The sequence below is a fragment of the candidate division KSB1 bacterium genome (assembly GCA_022562085.1).
GTDB lineage: Bacteria > Zhuqueibacterota > Zhuqueibacteria > Oceanimicrobiales > Oceanimicrobiaceae > Oceanimicrobium.
The window spans coordinates 1-9,711 of sequence record JADFPY010000160.1; the positions used below are offsets into that span (position 1 = coordinate 1).

8 protein-coding genes and 1 pseudogene are annotated in these 9,711 nt (G+C 45.1%); 8 read left to right on the forward strand and 1 reads right to left on the reverse strand.

Annotated features, from left to right (window positions below):
• The 8 genes and pseudogenes from IH879_13460 to IH879_13495 all read left to right on the forward strand — a co-directional run.
• Window positions 1-1,976: TonB-dependent siderophore receptor (locus IH879_13460; GenBank protein MCH7675944.1), on the forward strand; the 1,976-nt coding region annotated here is incomplete at its 5' end.
• An 84-nt stretch (window positions 1,977-2,060) separates the two neighbouring features.
• The gene (locus IH879_13465) at window positions 2,061-3,302 is read left to right on the forward strand and encodes a tryptophan 7-halogenase (GenBank protein MCH7675945.1); all 1,242 of its coding nucleotides are present in this window, start codon (window positions 2,061-2,063) and stop codon (window positions 3,300-3,302) included.
• Between the two features lie 194 nt (window positions 3,303-3,496).
• Window positions 3,497-3,727 (forward strand): hypothetical protein, encoded by a 231-nt coding sequence (locus IH879_13470; GenBank protein MCH7675946.1) that lies wholly within the window; start codon window positions 3,497-3,499, stop codon window positions 3,725-3,727.
• On the forward strand, window positions 3,724-5,181 hold the full coding sequence (locus tag IH879_13475) for a sodium:solute symporter family protein (GenBank protein ID MCH7675947.1): 1,458 nt from the start codon (window positions 3,724-3,726) through the stop codon (window positions 5,179-5,181). Before IH879_13470 ends, IH879_13475 begins: the two co-directional genes overlap by 4 nt.
• Before the next feature lie 225 nt (window positions 5,182-5,406).
• Window positions 5,407-6,006, forward strand: coding sequence for a hypothetical protein (locus IH879_13480; protein ID MCH7675948.1), 600 nt, complete (start codon window positions 5,407-5,409; stop codon window positions 6,004-6,006).
• Window positions 6,007-6,035: 29 nt separating this feature from the next.
• Window positions 6,036-7,325, forward strand: coding sequence for a glycosyltransferase family 4 protein (locus IH879_13485; GenBank protein ID MCH7675949.1), 1,290 nt, complete (start codon window positions 6,036-6,038; stop codon window positions 7,323-7,325).
• Window positions 7,326-7,363: 38 nt separating this feature from the next.
• Window positions 7,364-7,836, forward strand: a pseudogene (locus IH879_13490) (four helix bundle protein).
• Between the two features lie 70 nt (window positions 7,837-7,906).
• Window positions 7,907-8,452, forward strand: a complete 546-nt coding sequence (locus IH879_13495; protein ID MCH7675950.1) for a hypothetical protein — start codon at window positions 7,907-7,909, stop codon at window positions 8,450-8,452.
• Between the two features lie 224 nt (window positions 8,453-8,676).
• Here IH879_13495 and IH879_13500 read toward each other — a convergent pair whose 3' ends face one another.
• Window positions 8,677-9,546: a hypothetical protein gene (locus IH879_13500; GenBank protein ID MCH7675951.1), complete on the reverse strand. Its 870-nt coding sequence runs from the start codon at window positions 9,544-9,546 to the stop codon at window positions 8,677-8,679.
• Window positions 9,547-9,711: the final 165 nt, after the last annotated feature.

The following is a 9,711-nucleotide window of genomic DNA, read 5'->3' on the forward strand; positions in this document are numbered from 1 at the left end:
TCGTTGACCTTCAATTGACGCCGGCCAGCGTTGGGGTTGTCACAAAGTCAATTATTGAAAATCAAAACGGCAATGTTCTCAGCGATGCTGTGAACAATATAAGCGGCGTCAACGTGCAGTCACAGTTTGGTGTTCATGATTATTTTATCATCCGCGGCTTTGACTCCATTAGCAGCGGCTTGATTTTAACGGACGGCACGCCGGAGCCGGAAGCGACTTTTTATCATTTGTATAATATTGAGGCTGTTGAAGTTTTAAAAGGTCCGGGGGCATTTTTATATGGCGGCAACCCTCTTTCCGGAACCATCAACTTGAGCCGGAAACAGCCGCTCTTTTCTAATTTCGCCAACGCCTCCGGAAGCTACGGTAAGTTTCAAACCTATCGCGGCACTGTTGATTTTGGGCTTACAAACCAGAATTCCAATTTGGCGTTTCGTTTGAATGGTTTATTTGTCGGCTCAGACAGTTACCGTGATGCAAAAAACAGTGACGTGATTGCTGTCAATCCAGCAATTACTTGGCGAATCAATGAGCACAGCAATCTCAATGTTAATTTTGAATATGTTAAAAGTGAATACACCCCGGATTCCGGAATTCCATTGCGGGTTGATGTGGCGACCCCGGAAATTCCCGATAATATTTCTCGGACGAGTTCATTTCAGCCTGAGACCGATTTTTCAGATCAAAAAATCGCCAGGTTTAAGCTGAATTATGATTCGCAAATCAATGAATCTCTTGTCGTCAGAAACAAGTTTTATTATTCGGACCAGGATTGGAATTCACGAGGGACACTTTTAAATGGCGTGCGTTCAATTCAGGGTCTGGGTGATCTGCTATTTCGTTCAGATTCAAACCTTGATGATCGTCAGAAATGGGTTGGCAACCAACTGGAATTCATTTGGTCATTGCAAACCGGCGCCATGAACCACACTTTGCTAACAGGCTTTGAGGTCTCCCGATTGTCCGATGATTTCGACTTGACGTTTGTTGGCTTAAACCCGGTTTTATTGCAAGATCCGGGAACGGAAATTCCGGGCGTGGATCCGACCGCCGATTCTCTACAGTTCTTAGCAATTGGGGATGGTCGCTCGCTAACGTTTGCTCCTTACTTTATGGATCGAGTTTCATTTTCTGAAAAATTCCAGCTGTTTTTGGGCGGCCGTTTCGATCGAATTAATTATCAAGATGATGATCGAGTTGATTTCGAAATTGGCTTTTCTCAGGCTGGTCCAGACACCACAAGTACTGACAGGACTTACAAAAAATTCAGCCCGATGGTTGGGCTTGTGGTTTCGCCTTCGCAGAAAGTGTCGTTGTACGCCAATTTTGGGCAGGCGTTCGCACCTCCTTCAACCACGGTGCCTGGCGATTTGAAAGCCGAAGAAAGCACGCAATTTGAAGTTGGCATTAAGAACCGGTTGCTCGACGGAAAACTGCATTTCAACGTGGCGGTTTATAGTTTGGAAAGAGAAAATATTCCGATTCGCAGCAGTTTTGGTCCCCAGGAAGAAATCGGAAGTCAGAAATCAAGAGGATTAGAATTAGAAATATCCGGTAATTTCGGCCAGGGATTATTTGGTTTCCTCTCCTACGCTTTTACCGATGCCGAATTAACCAAATTTACTGAATTTAGTTTGCAGCAATTTCAGCCTCTTGATTTCTCCGGCAAAACCGCTGCCTTCGCCCCGGAGCATATTCTGAATTTTTGGATAACAAAAGAGTTCAGCAATGGACTCGGTATTGCAGGCGGTGGCCGGTACTTGAGCAGTCAGTTCATCGCGCCCGACAACCAGTTTGAAATTGACTCAGCTCTGACTTTCGATGCTGCTGTTTCCTACAGATTTAACAGATTTCGCTGGAGCGTCAACTTAAAAAACCTCACGGATAAAAAATTTGAAACGCGCGGTTTTAGAAATACATCAGTCATTCCGGCAAATCCGTTTGCGGTTTATGGCTCGCTTGATTTTTCATTATAAAGAATAAGTTTGTAGTTCAGCCTTTAGGCTGGAAGTAAACACGCTGAAGCGAGGACTACGAACCTCTTTAATTTTAATGCAAACATGAAAACACACGACATAATCATAATCGGCGGCGGTCCGGCGGGGTCCACCGTCGCTGCTTTGCTGGCTGAAAAAAACCTGGACGTCTTACTGTTTGAACGGGAGAAGTTTCCCCGGTTCAGCATCGGCGAGTCGCTGATGCCCGGCACTTACTGGACTTTAAAGCGATTGGGTGTGCTCGATAAAATGAAAGCAAGCGTTTTCCCGAAGAAATACAGCGTGCAGTTTTATTCAAAGTCCGGCAGAGCCTCTGCGCCGTTTTATTTTTTTGAAAATGATGAGCATGAAAGCTCCAAAACCTGGCAGGTGCTGCGCAGTGAGTTCGATCAAATGCTGCTTGACAACGCAGAAGAAAAAGGCGCTGAAGCCCGGCAGGGGGTGAGCGTTCTGGGAGTTTTATTTGAAGGAGAAAAAGCAGTTGGCGTGCGCGCCAAACTCCCGGACAAATCGATAGAAGAATTTCGTGCAAAAGTCATCGTCGATGCCTCCGGTCAGAGTGCGTTAATCTCCCGAAAGTTGAAAATGAGCAGCGTCGAGCCCGGGCTGAAAAAAGCCTCAATCTACACCCACTTCGCAGGCGGGGTTCGGGACGAAGGCGTTGATGCAGGCGCGACCATTATTTATCACACCCGGAACCAGGATTCATGGTTCTGGTATATCCCGCTGCCGAATGACGTCGTCAGTGTCGGCGTTGTCGGGTCGCTGGATTACTTGCTGCAAAACCGGAAAGATGATCTGCAGAAAATATTCGATGCTGAACTCGAGATGTGCCCGGCCCTAAAACCACGCCTTGAGAATGCCAGGCAGCTCTTTCCGTTTAAAGTGACCAAAGATTTTTCCTACCGCGCCAACCGGCTGGCCGGTGACGGCTGGGTTTTGGTTGGCGACGCTTTTGGATTTCTGGATCCGATTTACTCCTCAGGCGTCTTTTTAGCTTTAAAATCCGGAGAAATGGCAGCGGATGCAATCGGCGAAGCATTTGAGAAAAACGACTTTTCCGGTCGGCAATTAGGTAAGTTTGGTCCGGAATATGTTTCCGGGATGGAAGCCATCCGAAAACTCGTTTATGCTTTTTACACCAAGAAATTCAGTTTTGCGAAATTTCTTAAACGTTTTCCGGATTGCCGGGACGAAATTGTAAACATTTTAATCGGCAACGTATTCCGGGATGAAGTCAATGGCATCTTCAAGCCGATGGCCGAGATGTGCGAGTTGCCGGAGGCAAGCGAGTTAGAAATTTAAGCCACAACTAATTACCTCGTTACGAAGCTCCGCTTCGTGACGCTATTGACTGTGAAAATGTGATTGATTGGACTGTACCAAATCCATTAGTGTCATTCCGACCAACGGGAGGAATCTGACTGTCTCGTAAGTTCATAATGTGAACCAGAATTCAGATTTCTCACATTCGTTCGAAAAGACAAAAAAGAGAGAGGATGGGAAAAAACCTACCAAAATGGCTGCTTTATTCAGCCCTTTTTGCTCTATATCTGCTGCACAACGATCTCTGGCTCCGGAATGATGCAAGCTTGATGTTCGGGATTCCCATTGGACTCCTTTATCATATTGCATTTTGTATAGCCGCCTCTTTTCTTTTTATTTTAATTGTAAAAAATATCTGGCCCGCCCATCTGGAAGTTGAAACAAAAGAGGAAATGCAGCAGTGACACTCGCCATCATCATACTTTATCTTGTTTTGGTTTTGGCAATCGGCCTCTTAAGCCACCGCTTGTTTCGTGGCACAGGTGAAGATTACTTTGTCGCCACCCGCAGCATCGGTCCTTTTATCCTTTTGATGTCTCTGTTTGGCACTCACATGACAGCCTTTTCTCTGTTAGGCGCATCCGGTGAAGCCTACCATAAAGGCGTTGGCGTTTTTGCTTTGATGGCCTCCAGCTCGGCCTTGGTGGTTCCGGCAGTTTTCTTTTTTATAGGCACGCGCGCCTGGACCATCGGCAAACGATTCGGGTATTTAACCCAGGTACAGTTTTTTAGAGAGCGCTGGAATTCAGACGGTCTCGGGTTACTTTTATTCTTTGTTCTAATCGGGCTGACCATTCCTTATCTTTTGATCGGCATCATGGGTGGCGGCATTACCATGAATCAAATCACAGGTGGTCAGATTCCCGAGTGGGTAGGCGGACTTGTGGTTTGCGCCGTGGTCATGGCTTATGTGACTTATGGCGGGCTGCGGGGAACCGCCTGGGCGAATACATTTCAGACTTTGGTGTTTATGCTGCTTGGCGGCGTGGCGTTTTTTGTGATTGTAAATAAGTTAGGCGGCTTCGGTAGAGCCATCAGTATCATTGCCGACGAGTATCCCGAACTGCTCATTCGCGGCGAGAAAATTCAGCCATTAAATATGTTGACCTACACTCTAATTCCGCTTTCGGTTGGAATGTTTCCGCACATGTTTATGCATTGGCTTTCAGCTAAACGCGCCGCCAGCTTTCGGATACCGATTATGTTTTATCCATTATGCGTCGCTGCCGTTTGGATTCCCAGCGTCCTGCTCGGCGTATTGGGACGAATCAATTTTCCCGATCTTCAGGGACCTGCCGCAAACTCGGTTTTAGTACAAATGATCAAATTAAATTCACCCGAAATTTTAGCAGGACTTTTAGCCGCCGGTGTTTTTGCAGCGGTAATGTCATCTCTTGACTCGCAGGTTCTATCTATAGGAACTATGTTTACTCAGGACATCGTGCGTCACTATGGATTTCACGACAAGATGAGCGAAAGGAAACAAGTTCTGTTCGGTCGCCTGTTTGTGATCGGCATTTTGGCGATTACTTACACTCTGTCACTGGTTTTTAATCGCAGCATTTTTAAACTCGGAATTTGGTCATTCACGGGATTTGCTTCATTACTGCCGGTTGTTTTGGCAGCGCTCTTCTGGAAACGCAGCACCAAACAGGGCGCAATTGCTTCTGTTTTCAGTGTTATCATTTTGTGGACTTACTTTTTTATTCAAGGGTGGCAGACGCCTGGTTATACGGTTGGCGGCACCGGAATCATGCCCGTGGCTGTGATTTTGGCTGTTTCAACATCTGCGATGGTTTTTGTTTCGCTTCTAACGAAGCCACCCGAACTGGCGATCATTCAGAGGTTCTTTGCCTGATACTACACCGGTAAAAAGCAAAAAACGGGTTGAACCATTGTTGGTTGTACTGAATAACCCGTTGTGCTAGTGAGCGCAACTTGTGCCTATTCTGAGAGTTCACAGGAGTACGTCGAGTGTGTCGACGTTAACATTGACACAGTCAATGTGCTCCAAATGGGAAAAAATAATAGAACTAGCACAACGGGTGAATAGTCTGATTATGCGATAAGGAGTTAAATTGTAATGGACCTTCGTAATTTGGATGGAGCAAACGAGCATCGGGAGATTCCCAATGTTTTTTATTCGGACCGGGACGATAAGCCATTCACTCATTGCATCTCCTGTGATAAATACTTACTTGAGAACGGGACTTTGTACGTGATTGAAAAGGCCATCAAAAAATACGAAAAGTTTAAAACAACCGATACAATTTTTGAATATGCGATGTGTTTGAACTGCTATCATAAAGTATGGGAATCATTTTCATCCGCCTCGAAAACGAAAATGCAGGATTATTTTATCAGAAACGCAAGTCTTGATGCAAGAAGAGAAACCCTGTCAGAGAGAAGTGTTTTAAATATTGAGGATTGGCTTTCCAGGTGTATTATCAAAGGCACTTCTGTTGGAGAAGTTTCGGAATACCAGATTTGTTGCCAATGCGATGGCAAAAATATATTATTTGGGCACTCGCTGTTTATGATTAGTGGGGAAGCAGTAGATGAAATTGCCAACTTGCTTTCCAACAAAACACTGGGTGAGATAGACGGCTTCGTGGGCGAGTTTTTCCCTTGGCCTTCGGGGCTTAAAAAAAGCCTGCGTGATCGACCTGTCTTTGTCATGTGATTTATGACTGCAAAAATAGAAAACGAACGATGAGAATAGCTTATATAGCAGCCGGCGCCGGCGGAATGTACTGCGGCAGCTGCATGCACGATAATACTTTGGCCGCCGCGCTGCAACGGAAAGGACACGAGGTGGCGCTCATCCCAACCTATACGCCGATTCGCACGGACGAAAATAACGTCAGCATCGACAGGATTTTTTATGGGGGGCTGAATGTTTACCTGCAAGAAAAGTTTAGTTTTTTTCGTCACACACCCTGGATTTTTGACAAACTGTTGAACAGCCCGACTTTGCTGAATTGGCTTATCAATCAAAGCTCGACCACTGATGCCAAAGATTTGGGTTCGTTAGCTGTCTCGGTTTTGCAGGGGGAGCAAGGCCACCAGAGAAAAGAATTACAGAAACTGATCAAGTGGCTTAAGGAAGAATACAAACCCGAATTGGTTCATTTAACGAATTCGATGTTCCTTGGTTTTGCAAAAGAAATTAAACAGGAGCTAAATGTACCGGTCCTGTGCGGCGTTCAAGGAGAGGACTTATTTCTGGAAGAACTCATTGAGCCATATAAAACTCAAGCCCGCCAGCTGCTTCAGGAAAAAGCAGACGACGTTGACGGTTTTATCGCCACCGGGTCCTATTATGCGAACTTTATGGCTGAGTATTTAAATGTCAATCCTGAAAAGATGCATGCCATCGATTTGGGTATTAATCTCGACGGCCACGGCAATGGTGAGTTTAAGATAAAAAGCGATGCGTTCGTGATCGGTTACCTGGCGCGAATTTGTCCCGAGAAAGGTCTACATTTATTGGTCGAGGCGTTTTATCAATTGAAAAAAAAGTTAAACACTGATAAAATACACCTGAAAATCGCCGGTTATTTAGGTAAAAAAGATCAGCCCTATTTTCAAAGCCTGGAAAAACAAATCGCGGACTGGGGGCTCAAAGGAGCAGTTGAGTACATCGGCGAAGTGGACCGTTTGAGCAAAATTATTTTTTTAAATAGCCTGGATGTACTTTCTGTGCCGACGGTTTATGTTGAATCCAAAGGGCTTTCAATTTTAGAGGCAATGGCAAATGGCGTCCCGGTTGTGCAGCCGCGTCACGGTTCATTTGTAGAAATCATTGAAAAAACCGGCGGCGGTATTTTGGTCGATCCCGAGTCTCCGGATGATTTAGCTAAAGGTCTGGAGCAATTATTCAATGATACTGCAAAACGCGAAGGCTTAGGCAAAAAAGGCAAGGAATTCGTTCATACTAACTTGAATGATGAAAAGATGACGGAGGCAACTTTGGAGGTCTATAAAAAATATCTGGGTTAAGAAGTGTTTGGGTGTTAGAAGTGTTAGGGTGTTAAAGTATGGCTAAGATTACTCGGTTCGAAGATTTGATTTGTTGGCAGAAAGCCAAGTCCTTGGTTAATCTCATATATCGTTTAACAAGAGAAGGACCATTTTCGAAGGATTATCCTTTGAGGGACCAAATTCGAAGAGCGGCTATTTCTTCAATGACTAATATTGCAGAAGGTTTTCTCGATTTCACAAAAAAGATTTCATTCGATTCTTGGATATCTCACAAAGTTCAATCGAAGAAGTAAAAAGTTTGCTTTACATTGCTCTTGATCAAGAATATCTTACTGAAGAAATATTTAGAGAATTAGAGACATTAATTGATGACACTAAGAAAACAACCCTTGGACTTTTAAGACATGTAAAGTCAACCGTTGATGAAAAACCAAATAAAGTTCGTGAACCGAAAGCAGAATACAAAACTAAGTTAAATGATGAATTCCTTGATTTACTCGACGAATTTATTCATAATAAAGATTATTAACACTCAAACACTTTTTAACACCCGAACACTTTTTAATACTCAAACACTGCTTTAAGGAGGAGGAGGAATTATGCCCACCGAATCAGCACAACCCGGCATGACCTGGCTAATCTTCGCACTCATGACCGTTGTATCCTGGGGACTTTATGGTGTGTTTCTTCATACCGGCCAAATGTCTATGGCCGACCCCGTTAACGGCCGCTACAAAGCATTTCTTTTTGTAGGAATTGCCTACCTGGTCATCGCTGTGATTGGCCCCGCACTTGTCATGGCAGTCAATGGCGCTTCCTGGAGTTTTCCTGTAAAAGGTATGTCATGGTCGCTGCTTGCCGGTGCAGTCGGTGCCATTGGTGCGTTCTGTGTTTTACTGGCATTTGGCGCGAAAGGTGTGCCAACTGTGGTCATGTCGATTGTTTTTGCAGGGGCGCCGGTTGTAAATGCAGTTGTGGCCCTGGCCATCCATCCCCCGGCCGGAGGGTTTGGTAATTTGCGCTGGCAGTTTGTTGCCGGGATATTACTGGCTGCACTGGGCGGGTGTCTGGTGACGCTCTACAAACCGGGTCCGGCGCTGCCACCGAAAGCCACTGAAATGGTTCATAGCGAAAATGTTAATTAACCTGCATTATAAAATTTCACCACAGAGGCACTAAGCCTGTCCTGAGCCTGCCGAAGGGACACAGAGAAATAAAAAATTATAAAGAGAGCGTGTTCAAAACAAAGTTTTTGAAATCGAAATTGATTACGCTGACATATGTTCAATATCTCCAATATAATCAAACCTCTGTGCCTTTGTGGTTCATGAATTATTCAAGTTAATACTCCATGAGAGCGGTAAAATAATTAATTAGAAATTATCGGATTCTGCTTGGTTATGAGTTGTGCCTTTTGAGTGCTGCCTTCCGAACTGAGCTGCACTTGAGCCCACAACTTGAACTGCTCTGGCATTTGCGGTCTGCCGCCCATTCCACCACCTCTTCCGCCGCCGAATCCACCGCGCCCGCCACCAACTCCACCTCTACCGCCACCGATGCCGCCGGGTGGTCTGCTTCCCATGCCTCCACGCCCCATTCTTTCCCTCATTTTTTCTCTATCGAGTTGTGCCGTCTCAAAACCAATACCTATGGGTTTGTCCGCTTTGGCTGCGATAGCATACGGATGGATTTCGCTTTTGTGGAGAGGGACTTTAATTTCATAAATGAGTTGTTCATGCGAGTCGCCCACAGTAACTTCAATGCCTGTGGCGTCGGCGACCGGCATTCTGCGCGGTTCTTTTTCTCCGGGCATGAATATCTCCAGGTCATTCAGTGATTTCTTAAAGTTCTCACGTAAGGTTTCGATGTCCTGGCTCTGGCCGCGGCCCCTCATCATCAAACCCATTTCCATCATTCCAACAGGAAATAGGATGCCAAATTCTTTCTTTTTGCCTCCGTCCGGGTCGAACCAAATTGTGAAGCCCATAGCCATAAATTGTCTTTGGATGTCACGATTGGAAGTCGTCATGCTTACGTACAGGTAATCTTCGTCATTAAAGAAACCGACCGCAACATTTTCTTTTTCTACGAAGTTCATGCCTTCCTGCCATTCCTCGTGTTTTCCATCTACTGAAATCACACGATCCCGCCATTGGCTGTCGAGCTTGAGGCTGCTGCCGCAACCCAGTCCTGTTGAAGAGATAAGTATAATAAACGACAGTTGTTTTAAGTATTTCATTGTTATTCCTTTTTTGTTTTTAGAAAAGGAAGCCCGAGGTTAAGACCCGGGAGTTTTCGCGGTCTTAACTATAGCCGTAACCTCAGCCTTGACCTTTTTTAATTATCAGGAGAATGTTCTTTTCTTTTTTCTTTCCGTTCCGTTTTTAACTGCTCAAATTTTTTC